This is a genomic window from Sellimonas caecigallum (assembly GCF_019754295.1).
Taxonomy (GTDB): Bacteria; Bacillota; Clostridia; order Lachnospirales; family Lachnospiraceae; genus Sellimonas; species Sellimonas caecigallum.
The window spans coordinates 44,006-66,406 of the sequence record NZ_VIRV01000014.1 but is presented as its reverse complement, the minus strand read 5'-3'; the positions used below and the strand labels follow the sequence as shown (position 1 = coordinate 66,406).

At 44.8% G+C, this 22,401-nt stretch carries 19 protein-coding genes and 1 pseudogene; all 20 read right to left on the bottom strand.

The genetic code is table 11. The annotated features are described in order from the left end of the window. On the bottom strand, window positions 1-2,246 hold a 2,246-nt coding region (locus FLB61_RS09740; protein WP_221920025.1), incomplete at its 3' end, for a hypothetical protein. Between the two features lie 356 nt (window positions 2,247-2,602). Beyond that, on the bottom strand, window positions 2,603-4,090 hold the full coding sequence (locus tag FLB61_RS09735) for a polysaccharide biosynthesis tyrosine autokinase (protein WP_221920024.1): 1,488 nt from the start codon (window positions 4,088-4,090) through the stop codon (window positions 2,603-2,605). Between the two features lie 6 nt (window positions 4,091-4,096). Further along, window positions 4,097-5,557 carry a polysaccharide biosynthesis tyrosine autokinase gene (locus FLB61_RS09730; protein WP_221920023.1) on the bottom strand — a complete coding sequence of 487 codons (1,461 nt, stop codon included), beginning with the start codon at window positions 5,555-5,557 and terminating at the stop codon, window positions 4,097-4,099. Window positions 5,558-5,561: 4 nt separating this feature from the next. Continuing rightward, window positions 5,562-6,431 carry an HYR domain-containing protein gene (locus tag FLB61_RS09725; protein WP_221920022.1) on the bottom strand — a complete coding sequence of 290 codons (870 nt, stop codon included), beginning with the start codon at window positions 6,429-6,431 and terminating at the stop codon, window positions 5,562-5,564. A gap of 15 nt (window positions 6,432-6,446) precedes the next feature. Next, the gene (locus FLB61_RS09720) at window positions 6,447-7,208 is read right to left on the bottom strand and encodes a tyrosine-protein phosphatase (RefSeq protein WP_221920021.1); all 762 of its coding nucleotides are present in this window, start codon (window positions 7,206-7,208) and stop codon (window positions 6,447-6,449) included. Between the two features lie 92 nt (window positions 7,209-7,300). Further along, window positions 7,301-7,762 carry a S24/S26 family peptidase gene (locus FLB61_RS09715; protein ID WP_221920020.1) on the bottom strand — a complete coding sequence of 154 codons (462 nt, stop codon included), beginning with the start codon at window positions 7,760-7,762 and terminating at the stop codon, window positions 7,301-7,303. Window positions 7,763-7,772: 10 nt separating this feature from the next. After that, window positions 7,773-9,560 carry an ABC transporter ATP-binding protein gene (locus tag FLB61_RS09710; RefSeq protein WP_221920019.1) on the bottom strand — a complete coding sequence of 596 codons (1,788 nt, stop codon included), beginning with the start codon at window positions 9,558-9,560 and terminating at the stop codon, window positions 7,773-7,775. Between the two features lie 65 nt (window positions 9,561-9,625). After that, window positions 9,626-10,483 (bottom strand): hypothetical protein, encoded by an 858-nt coding sequence (locus FLB61_RS09705; RefSeq protein WP_221920018.1) that lies wholly within the window; start codon window positions 10,481-10,483, stop codon window positions 9,626-9,628. Then, complete coding sequence (locus FLB61_RS09700) at window positions 10,470-11,594, bottom strand: radical SAM/SPASM domain-containing protein (RefSeq protein WP_221920017.1); 1,125 nt, start codon at window positions 11,592-11,594, stop codon at window positions 10,470-10,472. The genes FLB61_RS09705 and FLB61_RS09700 overlap by 14 nt, the downstream gene beginning before the upstream one ends. Before the next feature lie 99 nt (window positions 11,595-11,693). Further along, the gene (locus FLB61_RS09695; protein ID WP_221920016.1) at window positions 11,694-12,092 is read right to left on the bottom strand and encodes a hypothetical protein; all 399 of its coding nucleotides are present in this window, start codon (window positions 12,090-12,092) and stop codon (window positions 11,694-11,696) included. A gap of 150 nt (window positions 12,093-12,242) precedes the next feature. Next, the gene (locus tag FLB61_RS09690; RefSeq protein ID WP_221920015.1) at window positions 12,243-12,530 is read right to left on the bottom strand and encodes a PqqD family protein; all 288 of its coding nucleotides are present in this window, start codon (window positions 12,528-12,530) and stop codon (window positions 12,243-12,245) included. A 138-nt stretch (window positions 12,531-12,668) separates the two neighbouring features. Then, entirely contained in the window at window positions 12,669-13,922 is a 1,254-nt protein-coding gene (locus FLB61_RS09685) for a nucleotidyltransferase domain-containing protein (protein ID WP_221920014.1), read from the bottom strand. Window positions 13,923-14,117: 195 nt separating this feature from the next. Next, complete coding sequence (locus FLB61_RS09680) at window positions 14,118-16,469, bottom strand: helix-turn-helix domain-containing protein (protein WP_221920013.1); 2,352 nt, start codon at window positions 16,467-16,469, stop codon at window positions 14,118-14,120. 27 nt (window positions 16,470-16,496) lie between these two features. Next, window positions 16,497-16,772 carry a PqqD family protein gene (locus tag FLB61_RS09675; RefSeq protein WP_221920012.1) on the bottom strand — a complete coding sequence of 92 codons (276 nt, stop codon included), beginning with the start codon at window positions 16,770-16,772 and terminating at the stop codon, window positions 16,497-16,499. Window positions 16,773-16,805: 33 nt separating this feature from the next. Further along, window positions 16,806-17,696 carry a metallophosphoesterase gene (locus FLB61_RS09670; protein ID WP_221920011.1) on the bottom strand — a complete coding sequence of 297 codons (891 nt, stop codon included), beginning with the start codon at window positions 17,694-17,696 and terminating at the stop codon, window positions 16,806-16,808. A 166-nt stretch (window positions 17,697-17,862) separates the two neighbouring features. Beyond that, window positions 17,863-18,195: pseudogene (locus tag FLB61_RS09665) on the bottom strand (recombinase family protein); the annotation flags it as partial. 312 nt (window positions 18,196-18,507) lie between these two features. Then, on the bottom strand, window positions 18,508-19,911 hold the full coding sequence (locus tag FLB61_RS09660) for a CotH kinase family protein (protein ID WP_221920010.1): 1,404 nt from the start codon (window positions 19,909-19,911) through the stop codon (window positions 18,508-18,510). A 5-nt stretch (window positions 19,912-19,916) separates the two neighbouring features. Then, a complete protein-coding gene (locus FLB61_RS09655) occupies window positions 19,917-20,588 on the bottom strand; it encodes a DUF4956 domain-containing protein (protein ID WP_221920009.1) in 672 nt (223 codons plus the stop codon). An 18-nt stretch (window positions 20,589-20,606) separates the two neighbouring features. Beyond that, entirely contained in the window at window positions 20,607-21,386 is a 780-nt protein-coding gene (locus tag FLB61_RS09650; RefSeq protein WP_246599189.1) for a polyphosphate polymerase domain-containing protein, read from the bottom strand. Then, complete coding sequence (locus FLB61_RS09645; protein WP_221920008.1) at window positions 21,292-22,227, bottom strand: MSCRAMM family adhesin SdrC; 936 nt, start codon at window positions 22,225-22,227, stop codon at window positions 21,292-21,294. The genes FLB61_RS09650 and FLB61_RS09645 overlap by 95 nt, the downstream gene beginning before the upstream one ends. Between the last annotated feature and the right edge of the window lie 174 nt (window positions 22,228-22,401).

Below are 22,401 nucleotides of genomic sequence, written 5' to 3'. Positions count from 1 at the left end.
GTCGCCATAAAGTCGCCAGATACTGTCATCTTGTATCCTTCCGGTACGTACTGTTCCAGGATAGAGTAGTTGTTTACTCCTTCCGGTACGAAGTAGTCTCCACCTGCGATGAATTTATCGCCTTCCATGAAACGGATGTTCATGATGACTTCTTTATTGATCTTCTCTACGTTGACATCCAGTTTTCCGCCTTCTGTTGCCATGAAGTCACCGGATACTGTCATCTTGTATCCTTCCGGTACGTACTGTTCCAGTACAGAGTAGTTGTTTACTCCTTCCGGTACAAAGTAGTCTCCACCTGCGATGAACTCATCTCCGTCCATGAAACGGATATTCATGATTACATCTTTTTCTACTTTTTCTACACTGACTTCCAGTTTGCCGCCTTCTTCTGCCATGAAGTCGCCAGATACTGTCATCTTGTATCCTACCGGTACGTACTGTTCCAGTACAGAATAATTCTGAACTCCCTTCGGTACGAAGTAGTCTCCGCCACCAACGATCACATCACCATCTTTGAACACGATGTTCATGATGACAACTTTGGATTTCTTTGCTACGCTTACATCCAGATGTGCGCCTTCTTCTGCCATGAAGTCGCCAGATACTGTCATTTCGTATCCTTCCGGTACGTATTTTTCCAATACAGAGTAGTTCTGAACTCCTCTTGGAACCATGTAATCGCCGCCTGCTACCACTTCATCGCCGTCTTTGAACTGAATGTTCATGATGACTTCTTTATTGATTTTCTGAACAGGAACAGTCAGGTCCCCATTTTCCACTGCCATAAAGTCGCCGGATACTGTCATTTCGTATCCTTCCGGTACGTACTGCTCCAGTACGGAGTAGTTCTGTACTCCTTCTGGTACGAAGTAGTCTCCACCTGCTACCACTTCATCGCCATCCTTAAACTGGATATTCATGATCACATCTTTCTGGATCTTTTCGATATTGATTTCCAGTTTGCCGCCTTCTTCTGCATAGAAGTCACCGGACACTGTCATCTGATATCCTTCCGGTACAAGGCTTTCCAATACAGAGTAATTCTGAACTCCTGCCGGAACCATGTAATCGCCGCCCGCGATCACTTCGTCCCCACATTTAAACACGATGTTCATCCTTACATCTTCCTGGATCTTTTTGATGCTGACTTCCAGTTTGCCGCCGTCTTCTGCATTGAAATCACCGGATACTGTCATTTCATATCCTTCCGGCACATACTGTTCCAGTACAGAATAGTTCTGCACTCCTTCCGGTACTGTGTAGTCGCCGCCTGCTACTACTTCGTCGCCATCCTTGAACTGGATGTTCATCGTGACATCTTTCTGGATCTTCTCTACAGTTACATCCAGAGATTCTCCTTCTGTTACCATAAAGTCTCCAGATGCTGTCATCTGATATCCTTCCGGTACATACTTTTCTAAGATGGAGTAGTTCTGTACTCCTTCCGGGAGGAAGTAATCTCCGCCTCCAACATTGTTGCCTTCGCTGTCTTTGAAGACGATGTTCATGATAACATCTTTCTGGATCTTTTTGATGCTGACTTCCAGTTTGCCGCCGTCTTCTGCATTGAAATCACCGGATACTGTCATTTCATATCCTTCCGGCACATACTGTTCCAGTACAGAGTAGTTCTGTACTCCTTCCGGTACTGTGTAGTCGCCGCCGGCTACCACTTCGTCGCCATCCTTGAACTGGATGTTCATCGTGACATCTTTCTGGATCTTCTCTACATCAATAACCAGTTTCTGTCCGTCAGATCCGAAGAAACCGCCGTCTTCTTTGAACTGATATCCTTCAGGCAGATACTGTTCCAGTTCGGAAAACTTTTGCCATCCAGCCGGCACCTCATAGTCGCCGCCGGCGATTACTTCTTCTCCACATTTGAACTGAATGTTCATCGTAACATACAGCCAAACATTCACTTCAAGTTTTCCACCTTGTTCTGCGAAGAAGTCACCGCTTTCTGTTATCTTGTAGCCCTCCGGTACATACTGTGCAAGCACAGAATAATTCTGTACTCCTGCCGGTACAAAGTAATCTCCGCCAGCGACAACATCGCCGTTGCCATCTATGAATTGTATCTTCATAGAGACGGTTTCCTGGCTGCTTTCATCTGCTGTGTTCTGTTCTGCCACAGAAGCCGCATTCGCATCTGCCGCAAGTGTAACCGGTGCACTTGTAGCTGCCACAGAAGCTGCCAGAATAGCTGTGATGCATGCACGCATCAACTTTTTCCTGTACATCTAGTATCTCCTCCTAATTTTCTCCCTCTACTTTTTCATAATTTCAAGGAATGATATTTCTGTTTAAATATTGCTGTATCACAGTAATAGTCTGTCTGTTCCGATATGCCACCGTGCGATACCTTCAGCACATATTTAAACACTTTCATTCTACCCCCCCCCCTATATTTTTGTCAACCAACATTTTCCATATTTTCCATATATTGGATGACTCTTTTTTACCACTTTTTTGTCATTTTTATCACTTCACAATGCCGGTTATTGATTTTAAAAAGAAGATCTGTTTCAAGAGCAAAACAATGGACACAAAAAGACGTCGAGTTTCAAAACTCGACGTCTTCTATTCATACTGCTCCTTATTCTTTTATAACACGGCCTGACTTATCTTCTTTCTTACCTTTTCTCTGCCCATAATATCCGTAATGACGATATCCATAGCCATATCCACCATATCCGTAGCCGTATCGTTTTCCTTTTTCACTTAAATCGCCGTTAAAAACATAACCCAGCATATGAAGACTGCTCATATTCAGTGTCTGGATACCGCTTCTAATTTTAGATAGTTTTGTATAATTGTATCTTACCACGTAGAGCGCTGCGTCAACATGTCTCGCCAACATAGCGGCATCGGCCAGCAATTCCGCCGGCGCCGTGTCAAGAATGACATAGTCCGCACTTTTGGACATTGTACTTAAAAGTTTCCTCATCTCTTTCTTTCCAAGAAGGGAGGCATCCGCCTGCCTTGGCTTTCCTCCGAAAAGGACAAGCATTGTTCCCTCCGGGAGATCCACCTTCGTCAATGCTTCTGTCAACGAAACATTGCCCCTCAGGACTTCTCCGATTCCCGGGTGTTCCTTTTCTTCTCCCATCAAAGCTGCAACAGAAGGATTACGTGGATCACAGTCTACCAAAATCACTTTTTTCCCCTGTTTTGCAAGAGAGACGGCCAAATTAACAGCCAGAGTGGTTTTCCCTTCGCCCGGCACTGAACTTGTCACAAGAAGCGTCTTCAGATTCTGATCTTCCATTTCTTTTAGAACTCTAAGCCGCAGTTTACGTATAGATTCCGTGTAATGTGACGGGATGCGTTCATTTAGGAGAGAAAGTTCCGCATTTTTTCTGTTCTTCCGTCTTTTCTTCGCTTTTATGAAGGGGATGCTGCCCATATCCGGAAGATTGATATACTGTTTCAGCCTATCTTTGGATTTTACCGTTCTTCTGCTCAGTACATAGATACATAAAATCACAAAAGCGACAATGGCACCTTTCAAAGCACCTCTTTTGTAAGATCCACGGATCACTGTCTGCTTTTGTGTATCTTTCGGCACCCCTGTCTCATCCAGGACTTCCAGCTTTGTCTCCCCAAGGACAAATTCTGCGACCTGCGGATACGATTCAATGACTTGCTGCAATGTGTCATACGCCATCTGCGCATTTCCGGAGGTTACAGAGATAGTCAGAAGATTTGTTCCTTCCTCTGCAGTGACATTGATAGATCCCTGGATTGCATCTACCCCCATCTCCTGGGCCACCACTTCCTGCAGTGCTCCGCTTTCAAGTATATACGGAAATACTTCCGCCATCTGCGCGGCGGAATTCGCATCAACATACCCTCCGCCTCCGGTTGGTGTTGTGACTGTCATCGTAGCAGACGCAACATACTGCGGCACATAAGAAACGCTAGTGGAAAAATAGGAATAGGCCGCAAATCCCACGATCAGAATGATCATCAGAAACCATAGTCTTTTTATTCCATATAAGAAGTCGGAAATCACACTGACAATATCAATTTTTTCCGCTTCACTGATTTTTTCATTCTCTGTCAATTCGCTTCTTTCACTCATTTCGTCTTATTCTCCATTCCGGTGCATTTTCGTGTATTTTGCATATTTTCCATATCTACCATATCCATATTTGCTGTACTTGCCCACTGCTGCACTTGTAAAACCGCCGAATGTCATCACACCGTTTAATACAACCCCAATCACACGGCATTTCAAATCACGGAACCGGTCAAGCGTATCGTTGATGTCTTCTGCCAAAATATAATTCTGCCTTGATACGAGCATCACTGCGTCCGCATAGGAAGCATAGATTTCTGAGTCTCCGATAATCCCCGCCGGAGGGCTGTCAATGATGATGTAATCTACCTGACTGCGCAGCTGTTTGATCAGTTCTTCCAGTTTTCCGTTCTGAACAAGTTCTGTGGAAGACGAATAGCAGTTCTTACCGCCTATATAGATCAGTCCCGGGAAATTACTTTCCATCAAAACGTCCCTCATCTGAAGATTTCCTTTCAGATATTCGCCCAGCTCTTTTTCTTCCGGTACCCGTTTCCCGAGAAGCAGGAACTGAGATGGTCGTCTGAGGTCCCCGTCTATGATGACCACCCTGCCTGATTTTTCTGCCAGAGTAATGGCCAGATTCGCGGCAGCCGTAGATTTTCCTTCATTCTCAGATACACTGGTCACGACAAGCACTTTCGCTTTGCTTTCTTCCATCTGGTACTCTACACGAGACGCCATCTTTTTATTACTTTCCACAAAGTCGAATCCTGCCAATGGGTTGTTGATCAACAGTCCCTCTTTTTTTCTGTGGATCAGATCGGAAATTGATTTATACTTATATTCAAATGGAATCGCGCCAAGGCTTTTTGCATCCAGTTTGCTTTCCACCTCATCTTCTCTCTTGACTGTGTCTTTCAGATAAGAAAGAACTGCAAACAAAAGGACGAGAAGAACACCCGCACCCAGAAATGCTTTTTTACTCATAGAGTTTGCATTTAACGGATTGGTCGGGGAAAGCGGAATTCCCGGTTCCTGCAGCGGTTCCAAAATCGCACTTCCAAGAGAATAATAGGAAATATCCGAATAATGCTCCATAATCGTGTTGATCACATCAAAGGCCTCTCTTGGGGAAGAAGAAGTAACCCGAAGTTCCAGAAGGTTTGTCTCCCCTACAAGGGAAGTCTGAATATCCGCATCAATCTCATTTTTCCCAAGCTCTTTCTGAAGGATCTTCTGCATGGAAGAACTCTTTATAATCTTTCCAAAAGTCTCCGCCATACTGTTTGCATTCCCGAGTGATGAATAGGATCCGGCGCCACTTCTGGACACTGCCGCAAACGTTGCAGATGTAGTGTACTGCGGAACATACAGCATATTGGATGCCACGAACGCAATCATAGCAGCCGTTATCGCTCCAAGCAGAATAACCCACCAGTTCACAAGGATATCATGAATCAGCGTGACCGGCTCCAGTTTGTTTTCATTCCAATATTGGGTTATATTGTCATTCGCATTCTTTTCCATGACTTTACTCCTCCACTACTACCGTCAATTTAGTCGTTCCTGTGATGCCGTCTTTGGAAGTATATGTATATTCCACTGTATATGTCCCCGGAGTGTTGTAATCCGTCTGATCATTTACAGACACATCCCCGGCGTCCGCATCGCTAAGTCCTCTGTCCCCAAAGAAATATCCTGTTCCGTTATGTTCCAGTCCTTGAAGATAAGAAGCCGGATCGATCTTCTGTCCTTTCTTTGTGTAAACGATATACTGAGAAAGCATCGGATAATACCTCAGGCCTTCATCCCGGTTTTCCGAATCTACGACGGTAAGCTCCAGCGGAACGACACATGTATCTCCTGCGCTGTTGCTTACCTGCGCTGTAAGCGCATATGTGCCTGGGCCATCGATATAGACGTCATCATTTAAACCTGCACGTATCTTGTTCGTAATATCCCCATCCAGACAATCCGTGGCCGTCATTCCTGCCCCCATATCCAGCTCTTTCAGGTCTTCCTCCTTATAACGAAGTGCCTTGCTTAGCTGTATCTGCGGAGGAGTATAGTCCGTATACTGGACTTCTCTGCTGATCTCCGCCGCATTGTTAGACGAATCAAATACTACGTATCGAATGGTCCTCTTGCCATTTTCTGTAAATCGGGACATAGATGCGATCCGCACAGAATCCGTGAGATCTCCATCCTTGTTATCCCGTGCACTGACTCCTTTCAGAAGTTCCTTTTCGTCCGCCTCCACACTGACCGTAATGCTTTCCGAGTCGCAGCTCATGACCGGCGGCGTCGTATCCCGGGTAATCTTGTCAAAAACAATATAACCGCCCAATCCAATCAGCGACAATACAAACAAAACCACAACTGCTAACCTTACTTTTCTCATGTCTTCTGCTCCCTGCTACATTTTCTCTCTTTTATGCATCGTTCCGCTAAACCGTTTCGTATTCTGCCCTGCGCAAATCAGTCTGGGATTGATCTGAAACAGCAAATCCAGATATTTCTCAGGATAATTTTCCAAAAGCAAATCATATACCTCCGCCATATCCGTCGTCCTTCTCTCTACCCCGTGGGCGTCGCTTGCTATAGACGTGATCTGGCCATGGTCCAGGAGGAAGTAAGCCGTATGCCGGGCCCGGCTCCCGAACCTGCCAAGAAAGCTTCCTTTATTGACCTGAATACGGATCCCCATCTCACGCCACTTTTCAACAATCTTTGGATCGCCCTGTACAAAGCGATACCGTTCCGCATGGGCGACGATAGGCCTTGCCCCGACATCCAATGTCCTTTCCAGGATATAAAAAGTGAAATCCGGATCCTCCTCAAAATCAAACTCCATCAAAACATACTTTGTCCGATTGATCGTCATGATCTTTCCGTCCGATAAAAGCCGCGGAAGATCCGATGTAGCAAACACTTCCATCCCAGGCATGAGATTGATGGGGATCTGCTCTTTCTCAAGAACCCTTTTCGCCGAGCGAAACGCTTCCGCATAGCGGATTCCGAAGTAATTTTCAAAGATTCCCGGAATATTGCAGTGGGGTGTGGCAACGATATCCGTCGTACCACTCTCATATGCCATAACCGCCATCTCAATTGTATCGTATAAATCCTGTGCGCCGTCGTCCAGCCCTGGCAGAATGTGTGTGTGTATATCTATCATGTCATCTTCCTTGTTCTGCTTTCTTTTATTCAATCGTTTCCTATTATATCACAGAATTGCCGCCTGTAACAACCTGCACTTTCTACCATTTTTTATCCGAACTTCATCCTGTTTTTGATACTGTATATGGACAAAAGAATCCTGCGCAGCGGAATCACTCGAATCCATACATGTTCGAAAAATTCCCACCAGAAATTTCCCGCCTCCATCGTTTTCCCTTTTCGCTTTACTTTAATGACACGGGCAAAAATCTGATTCCTGTCCAGCGGCCCTTCGATCTCCGTCTGTCCGTCCCCTATCATATAATATCCTTCGGGCGTTTTTCTGTAAATCCGATGCATCACATACCGCCCGTCTTTACGCTGATAGAACACCATGTCTCCGCGCTTTAGTTCCCGGTCCGGCCTTGTAAAGAAAATGAAATCCCTCCGGTGAATGAGAAAGGGAGCCATACTGCTCCCTGCAATCTGCATAGAAACGACCTTCCCTGTCTCCGCCAGCTCCCGAAGTACAGATACATATTCCCTTGTGTCGACAATCTTTGTCTCCATCATTTCTGCTCCTTTAAAAATCCATGGCCATACGGCTTGATTCTTCTTCACTCAGCTCTGTAACCTTTGTCTCCATAACACGGTAAACTCTCTGGCAAAGATTCAGAACACTCGGCCTGTGCGTCGTCACGATACATGTTTTGTTCGGATGCTGTTTTACGATATTTCGCAGTACCGTTCTCTCTGTCGTCACATCAAGAGCCGACGTAGCCTCATCCAACAAAAGGATCGGCGCATCCCGGAGCACTGCTCTTGCAATGGCAATCCGCTGGGCCTGTCCTTCGGAAAGTCCGCGGCCCCTCTCTCCCAGATTTGCGTTGATCGTATCCGGAAGCTTTTCCACGAAATCCCACGCACACGCGATCTTCAGCGCTTCCACAATTTCTTCGTCCGTTGCGTCTTCCTTCACAAGACGCATATTCTCCGCAATGGTTCCGGATATAATGGTGTTTCCCTGCGGCACGTAGGCAAACAGATGTCTTGTCTCCGCATTCATCCGGATCCTGGATCCGTTGGCCGCCACCATATCGACTTCTCCCTCCTGCGGGCGGATCAGTCCAAGGATGAGACGGATCATCGTCGTCTTCCCCTCTCCTGACGGACCAACCAAAGCTACGATCTCTCCCGGAGAAGCTTTAAAGGCGGAATCCGTGATGACTTTCGCACCATCCACATAGGAAAAGTTCACGTTTTGCATGGAAATCTCAAACCCATCCTCCACATACTGATCCATACTTCCGCTTTCCGGAATATGAACTTCCTTTGGAAGCTCTACCAGCTCACGGATCCGGTGTGCCGATACCGAGCTGTTCAGGAAAGACGGAATAATCGAAACGACTTTATTGAAAGCGGATGAAAGATTGCTCCTCTGCTGCAAAAACAGCGTCATCGTCCCGTAAGTGATGTCGTTGGTCCAAAGCCGAAACAGACAATAGCCAAACGCCGTAAACTGTACGATCATACCGAGGATGGACAGGAAAATATTCGTCTTGATGGTAAACAGATTGTATTTCAGGCTGATGTCCCGGAATTTTCTCTGCCACCAGCGCATCTTTTTGCTGTAATGATCCGCCACGCCAAAAGACTTGATGGTATCAAAATTGTAAAAAGCTTCCACCTCAAAAGTCGTCAAATCACTGCTCATCTCCCGTACCTTCTTGCTGTAATCTCTCTGCTTCTTAATAGTAAACCGGGACATCAAAAGCATGAACGGCGCACTTCCAAGCGCGATCACAGCCATGATCCAGTCGTAATGGAGAATCACGAAAAACGTAGCGATGAAATTGTATATGGCGATGAGGATCGTCGGAAGCCAGCTTATGGCATTGCTGCTGACTGTCCCGATATCTCCGTTAAATCGGTTGAGAATATCCCCATTCGAATACTGATTCAAGGAAAGCCAGTCTGCATCGACGATCTTGTCAAAAATGTCCGCCTGAATGTCGTTGTTGATATCGATACTGAGCTTTGCGGAAATTCGGTTGATAATACTGCTAAACAGCAGACTGAAAGCGGAACTTCCCACCATGATCAGGACCATGACCCAAAGCTTGCTCATCTCGTGGCCGGTAATGATATCGATCATATATTTGCTGGCCACGCTGCTGACAAGTCCCATGGACGTGCTGAAAATCCCGAGAAACGTATAAAACGCAATAGCCCCCTTGTACCTTGCGCTGTAACTGAAAATCCACTTCCAGTCGTCTATAATCTCTGAAAAAGTCCCGTCTTTCCACCTGGAAATCAAAATGTCCAGCGATTCGAAAGACGGGGACTTCTGCTCTTTTTCTTCTTCCTGCATAAGTCCCTCACTTTGCTGTTCAAAATAAAATTACGAGACTAGTATACGTTCTATCATCACGAATGTCAACATGACAGATGCATTGCATCATCCAGACAGTCTACCGCATGCCGGGATATCGTACACCCAAGCTGATATACCGGAATGTGGGACAGCACGTCTTCGATCAAATCCATGGCGTACATATGGGCCTGCGTATTCCACCGATTGATAGTAATCTGTCTGTAGAGCAGGGAGAATGCCTCCCCTTTTGCGAGCAGTCTTGCGTGATCTTCCTTCGCCTGCTCCAGCATGACGATGGACCGGACCGGCATCGTCTTATTCTCACAGATTTCGGATGTACCGCACACCGGCCACCCCTGCACGATCCATTCATTTCCTTTTCTCGTGAGCAGTCCCCGATCCCCGTTGACCGTCCGGCTTCCCCGGTACTTTTCCCACAGGTTGGCCTGGGTAGTTTTTCCTGTCTCCGACGGGGCGGAAAAAAGGATGGCCTTTCCCTTATATTCCACATAGGCACAGTGGAGGATCAGGCTGTCTCTCAAAATCAGCCGCCTCTCCAGCGCCAGCAGGGAAGAGAACACCGGATCGATATTCAGCCCTCCCAGGCGAGCCGGATCCAGATAAATCCGGGCCGATCTGTCCGTCGTCTCCTCATAGCAGGCATAATATCCCTCCGTACCTTTCACTCCGATGAACCGCATCTCCCGGTTCCCATCTGTAAATACGGCCAGATCCGGCCTCATCGCCGTCTGCCGTCCTGCGGCCTTTGGAAAATCAGAACGGATTTGGATCTCGTATTCGTACTCCGGAGCTGCCCCCTCTTTCCGAAACAGCATGAAATTCGGCGGAGGAGTAATCTCCTTCGGATACCGAATCTGAAAGCAAAAATCGCCAATCTGAAATGTCTCAGTCCTCTCCATCTTCCATTTCCTCCTGTTCCATTTTCAAAAGCCGCAGCGACTCTTCCGCATAGCGGCATAAATACTCCGGCACACTGCCATAACTTCCTTCCTCAAGAAGAGCTGCAGCCGCGCACGTTCTGCACAAATGTCTGAGCCGGCATACACTGCATCTGGAATTTAAAAAAATCTTGTCAGTTTCTTCCACGATATACTGCCATGCTTTTTCAAATCCTACCTCAAACACGGAAACCGCCGGTTCCGTCATAATGACGCACGGGCGCATCTCTCCCTGCCAGTTGATGGTAAACGAACACCGGCCTGCCATGCACGTTACAGGTCTCGGAGCCCCCGGTTCCGTCTGCTCCCTCTCCGCCTGCTCGATGGACTGCCGCACATACTGAGGAAACAGCTCCGGCCCCATCTCTCGCTTCAAAGCATGAACCCTTGCTCTGGCCGCATCTTCCGGATTGAGACGCGCCTGCATATCGAACGGTGCGCTCCGCTCCCGCTCTGCAGGCATCATATATGTGTCGATCCGTACCGGGACCTGAAGTTCCTCTTCCATATCCAGAATCTTATCCAGGTCTTTCGCATTCTCTTTTGTCAGGCTTCCGCCCACTTTTACATCCACCCCATGTTCCCGCAGGAGGCGAATCGCCCGAATGGTCTTTTCAAATCCGCCTGGATAATGGCAGAGATCCCGGTATGTCTCCTCCTCCGTCCCGTACAGCGTGATATTGATCCGCCTTGGCCGATAGGCGCCAAAAAACGCCGCCCATTCCTCGTCTATCAAAGTTCCGTTGGTATTGACCGTAAGGATCATTCCCATCTTCCGCAGTCCAAGATACACTTTTTTGAACTCCGGGAACAGCAGCGGTTCTCCGCCTGTCAAAAGGAGAAACAGCACGCCGCTTTTTTGCATCTGGCGTCCGATCTCCAGCCACTCATCCGCAGTGCGCATCCTCCCTTTTTGCTCCATCTCCTCCCTGCTTAATCGGACATAGCACATGTCGCAATTCATGTTGCAAAGAGGCAGAAGCTCAATACTCCCGTTGGCGGGAGTCCTTGTCCGTCTGGCCTGATCCAGCAGCATCCGCTCCACAGTCGTTGTATCTTCCATCAGATCCATATCTGTAGTCCTCCTATTGTTGTTGCTTCCAGTTTCAGTGTAATCCTTAACTGAAAATAGACCGGAACACGTTCCGGTCTATCATTTATTATGTATTTATCAAGATTTGGCTGTTTCCCATTTATCCTCATCAAGATTTGTTGTACAATGTACATTTCTTCCATATTCTGTCCAAATTACTACATCAATACGCTCCCCTGTATTATCCCCCCACCAATCCTGAAGATACATATATCCGTCTCTAAAGCCACTGTCCGATTCTGCCTTATGTGTTTCATAACATGGATGATATCCTGTGAATCTAGAATAATACTCTTCGTCGTCATTTGACGATGCATAAGGCGTACCATCTGCAAAATACACATTATAACTGTTTCTCCGCTTCCCAGCATTACATTCAAAGTTATATACAACTCCGCTGTCACCACATGCAGCAACATACTCGTTCGCCGCAAATACTTCCCCTCTCATCATTGGCCTTACATACTCTCTTTTCATAATCTTCCACTCCTTGTCTTTGAAAACTTTCTATTGTAAAACCTCTTTTTTTACATCTATTACTTTTTAACTATACTCTTAGTACACGAAGAAGTCAAGCTTTTTCAATGCTGATTTCATCGTTTTCTTTTCCTCTCCACATACCTGAAGTTACCATGTTCTGTCTTCTTTTGTGCATTCGATGAAACCGATACGCAGCAATTCGGAGATAAGTGCCGCCGTATCCTGCTTTGCGGTCTTCTCATCAACCTCATACTGCTCTGTCAGCACATGCACCATCTCATCCAGGCTGTCTACTTTCTCCAAATTTTCCCAGATGACCTTGGCTGTCTCCGTCAAAGTCAGCATCCCGTTAAACTCTTCCGCCGTAGCTCCAGTCGGTACAAGAATCGTCTCCCCTGCGACGGTGCGCATAATGAACTCTTTTACAATCCTCATCTGTTATGTACTCCTGCTTTGTGTCATTTGTCCTAACTGTTTTTATTATAATTGGTTCTGAGCGAATCGTCAACAAGATATGGTTTCCAATTCCTCCCTCACAAAACTTTGGAGAAAAATGAAGAGCCGAGATGAAGATCACTGTATGATCTTATATTTCTTCAGCAGTCCTATTCTTTTGTTTCCTATCTGGACTGATTCGATAGCGCTGTTCTCACTTATTTTTCCCGTCTCCCTGATATAATGGAATATGCGCTGTACCCATGCCACAGGCAGAAGGAATGGATGTCTCTTTATATATGTATAAGTCCGTTCCATATATTCTCTTTCTGGAAAAAGGGAATGCATGAGAGAAGCTTTTGCAGTCTGTCCTTTTTTATCTTCGGTTACCGCCTGAAGCGTCATATTGCTGCTGTGCTTTCTGCTCATGGTAGCGTCTCCAAACACACCTGCGTCCAACAGATCCTCCAGAAGGTCTTTTCCATCTGCTTCCAGAGATATCCAACTTTCCGGATAGCAGGCCTTTTCTCTGTCAAAATCCAGCTCTTTTTCCCCTATATCGAACAAAGAGGCGGCAAAGAGATCACCATGAAATCTTCTGCATTTCTCCAGTACTTCCTCCCAGTCAATCTGAGAACCATATGTATTGGCAAACATCACGATATCGCATACCTGGCGGATACCAAAGCCGCTGTGCAAAAAGTGTTTAAATGCATGCAGAAGCAAATATAAAAGGTGGTCTGTCGGACTTAAAGTAAATACTTCCATACCGTTGATCTGGCATGACATTTTCTTTTCAAATACTTCATCAAACACGGAGTTGAAATCGCCATATGCATCCGATTCCGATGGGAAAAGTTCTTTATGTAATTCGATATAAAGGGCGGAATTCTTTTTTACATAAGGTACTTCTCCGGCTTCCCAAATATTTTCCTCTGAATTTGGGCAAAGCAGGCCATTTTCCGTAAAGATTTCATGACATTTCGAAAACTGCTCTCTTGGGATAAGCAGATCTTCATCGCTGGAAGTCCGATAATCCGGATCCCGATACAGATTCCGGCAGATGATCCCTTTGACCACAAGCGGGGTCACTCTCTGATCTGCAAGTTTTCTATACAGAACAAGGAATTCTTCTGTCTTCATTGTCTGGATCATCACTTTCCGGAGCATACGGCTTTTGATCATCTGAACTGTCCCTTGCTGCAGCGTCTGGAAAGCCGGACAAGTATACACTGTATCGTATATCATTGGGAGTACTTGCTGCTCCTCACACAGTTTAAAAAACTCTATCCATTCGCCTTCTGTCCATGTCTCATTCCAATTCGCCTTCTGTCCTGCAAGATACAAGCGAAGCGCTTCGAGAAATTTTCTGTTTTTCATCTCTTTTTCCATATTGCACCACTCTTTTCCGTCTTTCTTGTTCTGCCTTGTTTTTATCTGTTGTGGAAATATTTTCCAAAAACATCCAGAAATAAATCGAAGCCGGAGTTTCATTGCTTTGCCTCCGACTTCCTGAAATATAGAAAATTTTAGCGCAAAAAAAAGAGAGGCTCCTCATACTTAAGTATGAGAAATCTCTCATAATTTTTAATATATTTCCCGTTCCTTTCCAATGCTCAAAGCCTGTGCTCTGGTGGACACCCCTAGTTTTTTGTAGATATTATAAATATGGCTCTTTACTGTCGTAATCTTTACATTCATCTTTTCCGCGATTTCAGAATTGCTGTATCCGCGATCCAGGTATTGAAAAATGAGTTTCTCTGTTTCCGTCAGAACTTCCTGCCGCTTTCCGCCCATGCGCTCCTCGAGATATTTCCCTTGATTTTTCCCTGCTTTTCTTATAATAAAGTCCAGCCAGTCAAGGAGCGGCATCGTCTTGACGTTGCGGTAGTAATACTTCTTTTTTCTTTTCTGCACAGTGACTGTTCCAGCCTCCACCCATTCCCTGTAGTCACAAAGAAGCTTTTCTCCTTTCTTTCCATATCCGATATAAATATAGACATATCGGAATGGCTCCGCGATCCGAAAGGACTCGGCAAGGTACCGCATAGCTGCCGTGTCGCTTCCTAGTTCTTTTTCAACGAGCGCCCTTTGAAAGAGAGCTTCCGCCCAGTACTTCCATATCTTGTTTTTTTCCACATAAGGCAAAAATAAGTCCAACGCCTTTCTTGCCGCATCATAGTTTCCCAGAAAGAGATGCACTTTGACGGCAGCCATCAGATGCAGTTTTGTTTTTCCTGCTTTATTTACAATCTCTCCGCCGGTATCCCGAAACCAGCGAACAAGATGTTCCTTTTCTCCTGCCCGGGCTTCTGCCAGATAGTACAATGACATGGAGTTGTAGCGGCAGATTTCATCCTCCTCGTGTTTCAGAGATTCCAGCAATGGTCCCATTTTTTCTGAGATGATGCCTTTTTCCCTGGATCCCTCCACAAAGAGATACATCAAAAAGAGGATGCCTACACGAATCTTCCAGGAAGACTGTAAAGGCAGAAGGTTCAGCGCTCTTTCAGGTTCCCTTGCGATCTGATCTGTCTGATACAAGTATTCTGTGCGGGCGATTTCGTATCCGAGCCTATTTTCCTCTGAAAGGCAAGCAAACCACACTTTTCTGTAATGGGATTCCTGCTCTTTCGATTTGGAGAACAATTCAGAGAGATCTCTAAGACCACTAAGCCAAGAGACTGCTTCCCCTGGCATATCGTAGAGGCGGATCGGCTTTCCCGGATCTATCAGCTTTTCCAGTAAACCCATCCATTCATCCATAGAAATCTCCGGGTTGGTGTATGCGATGTTGAAAAATACTTCTTTCCACATCTCCCGCTGTCTGCCCGTTCTTTCCGCCCACTTCAGACATGCTTCTGCTCTTTTATACCATTTTCGCATCTCCGCGGTATCCTGGCGAAAGAATACTTCCATCCACCGAATATAAAATAATTCCGGAGTATCCGGTCTGCCCACATCGAGCTTCGGCAAATATGGCAAAAAGGGAACCTTTGTGAAATTTCGTATCAGGCATTCCCTCAGTCTGGCCTGATCTTTCATCCTCAGGCAGCATTCTATGGCCTCCGCAGCATATCCTTTCTTTTCATACCACCAGATTGCCTTTTGGCATCTCTTTTCATCAATGACGGCAGGAATTTCCAGGCGGATGATGGGCTGAATGTACCAGTACTTCTGTTCCGGAACAAAAACCATGATCCCCCGGACAAACAGATTCTCCTCCAGCTCTTCCTGTGCATCCTCCCATAGAAGACTTACAAGCTCACGATCCAGTCTCGGAAAAGCGGCCCTCTCCTGCAGCAGCTTTTTCTCGTCTTCCGGGAGACGATCCAGAATTTGCTTCCGGATATACTGCCGGATTTCATATCGGCTCCAAAGTTCCTTTGTTGACCATCTGTCCGGATACTGCCGCAATATCCTTACCATCAGGGCAAGGCATCCTGCCCACCCTCCGGTAAAGCGGTAGGCCTGCTCGCAGTCCAGCCTGCTTTTCTGTGCTTTGATATAGCGATATGTCTCTGTTCTCGTAAACCAGAATGTATTTGGATAGACAATATCCATCACTCCGTTCCAGAAAAATTCAAGCAGCTCCTCCGGCAGCTTCCCTCCTGTCGCCAGGATAACTTTGTCTTCCCGAGGCACTTTCCGCAAAAAATCCCAGAATTTTTCATTTAGCCCCGGATACGGACGTTCCTCCAGAGGCCTTACAAGGTACCATGTACATGCTTTTCCCTGCCTCTCCTCCCGCGGAACCGGAGACAAGTCTTCCATGGAACAAATGAGCGGATACACTTCGGAATGTTTTTCCAGCATCATCCGTACTAATGTTTTCTTTCCGATACCTGATATTCCATACAGGCAAATTACAGCCGAACGTTCGATCATCTCCTCAACCGGCCCAGTTTTGTCTACTCTCACTGTATCATTTAACCCCATACTGCGATTCCTCCCGTGCCAAACAACTTATGAGTCTATTTCATCCAGCATTTTGTTTGCCCTTAATTTTTCCAGGAATTCCTCCCAGTCTGCCTCCAAAACATCCGGTTCCACATCGTACTCCTCCTGGATCTGCCGCCTGATTGCGTCTGGCGTCATTCCTTTTCGGAACATTTTCCAAAACACTGATTCCATCTGATTCAGCACTATAGGATCACGAGGACTGTCGCCTTTTTTATCTGCAAAAACAATCACGAATTCTTCTCCCAGCCGGCACAGCATAAGATTTTCTCTTATCTTCATCTTGTATCCCCACTCTTCTCTTTTGATTCTTGTCTATTTTTCCGGCTTTATCTCCAACAAAGCCACTTCGGGACGATTGTTCATTCTTGGAAGAATCTGTTTTTCGCTTCCGAGACCGCTTGTCACAAAAAGCTGCAGCTGATCTTTTTCATAAATTCCATGGATATATTCAGGAAACCACCCTTGATCGCCGCCGTAGAGTCCTCCCAAAAACGGAATGACAATCTGTCCGCCATGATTATGGCCGCTCACAACCAGATCCACATCCCACACAGTGCTTGCATCCCCGAAAATAAAGCTGTCCGGGCGATGGGAAATCATGATCTTCACATCCTCTGTCTGCCCAAACTCTGTCAGAAAATCTTTGATATCCTGCGGCGCTGCCATGGCGTCATTGTCCCCATTGTTTCCAAATGCATAGTCATACAGGCCACCAATCCGTATGTTTTCTCCCTGTATTTTCACATCCACAAATTTTTTGTCAAGTACAATTGCACCGGCCTGTGTCAGCTCCTCAGACAAATCCACAGGGGCGTCTTCCATATACGCGATTTCGTGGTTGCCCAGTCCATAAAACACTGGAGCTATCTGTGCCAGTTCCCGCACAAGGGCAACCGGGACTTCTGAAGATTTGGAATCCTCGTTTAGCATATCTCCGGCCATCAGTATCAAGTCCGGATTCTGTTGTGATATCATTTCCACCAATTTCTTATTTTGAGCGCCAAATGAATGATTATGAAGGTCTGAAATGACGACAGCTCTGATTGCAGTTTTACAGTTTTCCAAAGAAACCGCGTATTTTCTTACAATAAGTGCATTTGAAGATTTCCATATATCGATGCCGATATATGCTGCGATGCATACAAGCAAAAGAATGATTATCATTAGAATATGTCTTGATTTTTTCCCATGATTTCTTTTCATAAAACCCTTTCTTCCTGTTTTATTAAAGAAACTTTTTCCCAAATCGAGATTATACTAGCAAATATCAAAACACGTGTCAAGGCAGCTTTATTGATTCAAAAGAAAAAGCGATAAAACTTTTGTTTTACCGCTCAAAATGAAACTTATTCCCGTTCTTTATTCTATCCATCAGATCTTTTCCTCTGCGGGTATCTAAAAGTGGCATGTCCAAAACTACAATGTCAATTCCTTTTTTCTTCGTCAGTAAACGCCATTGCTCAAGTATCTCTGTATAATTGCGTCCCAGACGATCAATGCTCTTGATATAGAGCAGATTGTCCTTTTTTAATTTTCGTACGAGCTGCTTATACTGCGAACGTTTAAAATTTTTTCCAGACTGCTTATCTATAAAAATATTTTTCTCCGGAATATCCAATTCCTGCAGTGCATCCAACTGCCTATTTTCATTCTGATCATAACTGCTAACACGTATATATCCATATATTTTTATCAAAAACATCAACTTCTCTCCTAGTACATATAAAAAATGAGACATTGTTTTCGGCAATTTCAAATATTATCAATTTCCATTATCCCATTAATCAATGGTCTTTTTAATAATATAGCTTACCCGACAGACAGATAGAGCTATTCATCAATAAAAAACCTTACCGGTTTTCGGAATCAACCCGAAAATCGATAAGGTTTTGCATTGTTGAAGTATTCATTTTTCTGAAAATCAGGAATCCAGTTTGACTGTGAATCTCGTCTTCTTTTTTTATAGCTTTCACTATAATACGTCATAATTTCTATCTTTTATTGAATGGCGAAATTACATGCCTTTCTCTAAATCCGCAATTTCTCCCATATCCGGCAGCCAGATGTCCGACGCATCTACGCGGCTTTCCGTATCTTTCTGCTGCCCTCGTATGGTGGATGGAATCTTTCCTTCCAGCTGTGCTCTGACACTTTCTGCACGAAGTAAGCAAAATTTTCCAATGGTCTCTGCCCCGGTTAGAAAATCCTCATAAGAGCAGAACGCTGTCGCATCTTTTTTCACATACGGGGCAATCATCTTTATTGTACTGGCAATCTTTTTTTCAAAACGTCCATTTTCAAAATATCCCTTGATAAAGTCACTAAAATAAGTATGATACTTTGAAAAATATTTGTCTTGTTTCATAAGATTATGATATAGGGGCCGGTTCATCATAATCTCTCCGGATCCGGGAGTATCGATCGGATAGTTGACATAAAGCTCTGCGTCATTGATTGGATTCGGCATCCCTAGAGAGTAGGTGGCAAACGCAAGATTGTAGTCCCAGGGAAGCATACTGATCAGTCCGTCTTTTTCGTACAGAAAATAATTGTGTCCTGTACGTCCCAGATAGCTGTCCAGGTTTACAACAAACACCTGCACGACAAAATAGCGAAACACTTCATCCACATTTACTGCCAGCTCCAGATCCTTACCTTCTGACAGAGTCCGCAATGACTGGATCAATCTTTTTTTATCCTCTTCTTTTACATTGAATTTTGCATTGCGAAAAATATTATCGTAATCTGCCGGATCATCTGATATATATTGCAGTGCCACATCTCGATTTTCTTCTTCCAAAGAACGGTAGTCCGGCTTGTAAAGCTGACCGTGATCCGTCCCATAATTACGTCTGGCGAAAGCCTCTTCCGGCTCTTCCACCACCAAAAACAACCCCCAAGCTTTTCCATTCACTGTTACTTCTGTATAGCTGCACAAAGGCGCAGGCACTCCCATATATGCCATCATGTCATAAGCCAGGTAATTTTTCATATAGCTATTATCCTGATATGACGAATCCAACGAGAACTTGTCCAGCCCATAATATGTATTGCCATCCTGAAAATGGTCAAATTCCAACTTCAGGCTATACCGATCCAGCCCATATTCTTCTACAAGTCTAAGAGAATTGTTTCCTTTGGCACGCAATCCGATGGAAGAAAATAATTCCCCGTCAATCTCTACATCACATTCTGTATACTCTTCCTCTGACGCCGTTTCGAGAAATCTTTCCCAATCATTGATTTTTATATCAATCAAATGTACATAGCTGTTATCAAAAAGACGCGATGCGTAATCTGGTACAGAACTTGCCGGACGTATCCCCAACCTTTCTCCGCACAAAAACAAAACTGTGAGAATGCAAGCTGCAACAGCAGTACTGATACAGATAATATCAATATATCTATGCTTCAGCATATTTGCTACCCCATATAATCTCCATTGTAAGAAACAAGTACTGTCTGCGTCACACCTTCAATTTCAGCAACTGCATTGACGAAGGACGACTCCCCTTCTTTAAAACGTACTTCATAATTTAATTCAATACACCCAGGCGATACAGATTTGCTTTTCAGCTTAAGTCCTTTTACATGACTTTTAACATACTGCTCCACCTCTTTTTCCTGGGAGTCTGTCTGACAATGTACTACCAAGATATAAGGACGCTCCAGATTTTTTCTTCCTGAAAATACCAGAAGTATAATTCCAATGAACATGCTGCCAAATACCGCAAGAGGCAGAAAACCTGCCGCCAAAACAATCCCCGCCGCAATGCTCCAAAAAAGGAACGCGATATCCATCGGCTCCTTAATCGCAGTCCGGAATCTGACAATTGAAAGTGCACCTACCATACCAAGTGAAAGTACGATATTGCTTGTCACAGCCAGAATCAAAAGGGTTGTGATCAATGTAAGCGCTATGAGCGTCACTCCAAAAGAAGCGGAATACATCAGTCCACAGTAACTTTTTTTATATATAAAGAAAATGAACAGCCCAAGAGCAAATGCGAGGATAAGGGCCAACGTCATATCCAGAATCGGTACTGCGTTTGCATGTTCCAAAAAACTGGATTTAAAGATATCCTGAAATGTCATACTCTTATTTACCTTTCGTCAATCATATTTTCGGCACACCGCATATTTGGAGTATGCCCCTGTCTTTCTATCCGGCATCTGCACCGACATCTTTACAATATCCGGTAAAAAAGCATCATATTTTACTTCAAGTACAGTGTGGCCCGGCGCAGCAGCTATATACCGTCTTTTGGTATTCAAAAAATCCAGGTTGTAAAGCCCTGTATGAAGCTTCCGATCTAATGTGATGCGCACGTTGCCCGGCATATATGTAAATGCTTCTCTTTCGTATCTTACGATCGTTTTTGGTCTCAGGAGTTCCCCTTTCATCTTGCTGTACAGCTCAATCAAAAGAGGATCTTCGCTCTCGAGAAGAAATGCAATTTCCCCCGCAAGCAAGCTTGCCGCCTGTTCATAAGTGAGATTGGCGCTCCGTTTTGAACATAACCCGCCTTTTTTTATCTTTTTTTCTAACCTTAAAAAAGTCAGATCTTCTCCGTAGTATCTCAACCGAAATTTCTCCCTGCTGCTTACCCCTGCAATTTTTTCAACAAGAGCTTTGTCGTTAGGCGTATCAAAATACAGGCTGTTCACATTATATACTCCCCTCTTCCCGGCATGGCTGTCGCGGGGGAACAGCCTGCCGAGACGTTCTGAAAGCAACCTGTCTTCTGCCGGGGTAATCACATGTTTTAATTCATGTCTGAATATGCTTTGTGTTTTTTTAATCATCATATCCGGAATCTCCGCCGTCATATCCGGAATTTCCATCATCATATCCGGAGTTTCCGCCGTCATATCCGGAATTTCCATCGTCATATCCAGAATCTCCGCCAGTTGATGGTGCAGGTGTTGACGGAGCCGGATTTTGTGCCGGAGCACTGTAATCTGTCACACCATCACTATTTGTACCATAGTCTGTATCATTATAATCCGTCACACCATCATTGTTTGGGCCGTAATCCGTATCATTATAGTCTGTCACTCCGTCATTATTCGGGCCGTAATCTGTATCATTATAGTCTGTCACTCCGTCATTATTCGGGCCGTAGTCTGTATCATTATAGTCTGTCACTCCGTCATTATTCGGGCCGTAATCTGTATCATTATAGTCTGTCACTCCGTCATTATCCGGGCCATAATCTGTATCACCGTAATTTGTCCATCCATAGTTGCTTTCCCCTTCTACGGCTACTGAATTCGGCAACTGTTTGGAAGCTGTATATTCCTGAACGCCAGCCACAATATTTTTCAGAAAATCATCTCCCGGAAGATAGGATCCGGCTTCTATTTCAAGTGTGATCTGTTTTTTCTCCTGATCTGTTTCTTCTACGAAATAGCCGGCATCGTTGATCTTCGCTACAAGTTCACTGATGACATCTCTGCATGCCTTTCCTTCATATCCTTCATATTGGGCAATCACTTTCTTCCCGTCATCGTTTCTTCCCTCTACTTTTGTTACCATTCCGTTTTCATCATAAGACACTGCAATTTCCGGATTTACTTTAAGACAGATAACTCCGCTCTTTTCATTTGTCTGGCTCTGTTGTTTCTGCGGTTCCTGCACCTGTCTCCTACTTCCGCATCCTGCAAGGATTCCTCCCATAAGCCCAACTGTCAATACTGCTGCAAGCACCGTAATACAATGTTTTTTCTTCATAATTCATTTCTCCTTTACTCTTTTGATTTTGTTTTTGATTATGATTTAGAATACGTAAGCAAAATCCGGAAAACGGGGTTGAAACAAAAATTTTTTTATATTTTTTTCCGCTGCATTTATTATAATAGATAATTTTTTTCGTGTCTTACATTTTACCTATGTTTAACATATATA